The following is a 760-nucleotide window of genomic DNA, read 5'->3' on the forward strand; positions in this document are numbered from 1 at the left end:
TCCAAGTTCACTCATTCCTTATGGTACCATAAGGTTTTTTTCTGAGTGTCTACTTGAAGGGGATAATATCATTCCTTTTTCTTTGTCATGGTTTTTCTTGTTCTTGATCATCTGCTTATAAGCAAGTTCGTTATCCGTCGCACAATTCACGCCCGTTACCAGGCAGCCGTAGTCGGTTTTCTTATCATTAACGATATATTTGAGAGACCGATTCAAGGTGGTTCTTATCGTGATTTGTTTTACGTATGGCAATTGAATCATCCCCCATCGTAAAATTTTTCGATTTGCTTATAAATGAAATGTCGTATAGCTGCTTTTTTAAATACTTCATATCATCTAGACTTACATACTCCATTTCATTTGCTCGTCGGGCAATTTGGTTAATGTTGTTGCCGATCTTGTTTACCTCGTAAACAAGCTGCTCAACGGCAGAAAAATCTTGTTTGATGATGTATCCCTCTATCGCCATTTTTCGAATATATTGGCTTCGTTTTCAACTCCGCAATATCGGCTTTTTTATCGATATGTTCTAGTTCTTTTTCTGTTAAGCGAAGATTAATTGTATTGGTTTTGTTCAAAATGATTCACCACCTTGGGTTTGGGTGAAGCCCATATTTTAGGGGTATTAGGGGGAACCCCTAACAAGCGTTTTTTCGAATTTGTATATACAAATTCAATACTTGCTTCCTCAAATTTAATATGGGGCAGCGGAAGAAGTTTGACAAAGCATTTAAGGAGCAAGTAGTACTACGAATCTTGG

2 protein-coding genes are annotated in these 760 nt (G+C 37.2%); both read right to left on the reverse strand.

All coding sequences use genetic code 11. From position 1 onward, the window contains the following. Positions 1-187: 187 nt before the first annotated feature. Positions 188-469 (reverse strand): plasmid mobilization relaxosome protein MobC, encoded by a 282-nt coding sequence (gene mobC, locus ACFPYJ_RS26580; RefSeq protein WP_379191269.1) that lies wholly within the window; start codon positions 467-469, stop codon positions 188-190. Continuing rightward, positions 423-578 carry a hypothetical protein gene (locus tag ACFPYJ_RS26585; protein WP_379191270.1) on the reverse strand — a complete coding sequence of 52 codons (156 nt, stop codon included), beginning with the start codon at positions 576-578 and terminating at the stop codon, positions 423-425. Before ACFPYJ_RS26585 ends, mobC begins: the two co-directional genes overlap by 47 nt. Between the last annotated feature and the right edge of the window lie 182 nt (positions 579-760).

It is taken from the genome of Paenibacillus solisilvae, assembly GCF_042656405.1.
In the GTDB taxonomy this organism is placed as follows: Bacteria; Bacillota; Bacilli; order Paenibacillales; family Paenibacillaceae; genus Paenibacillus_Z; species Paenibacillus_Z solisilvae.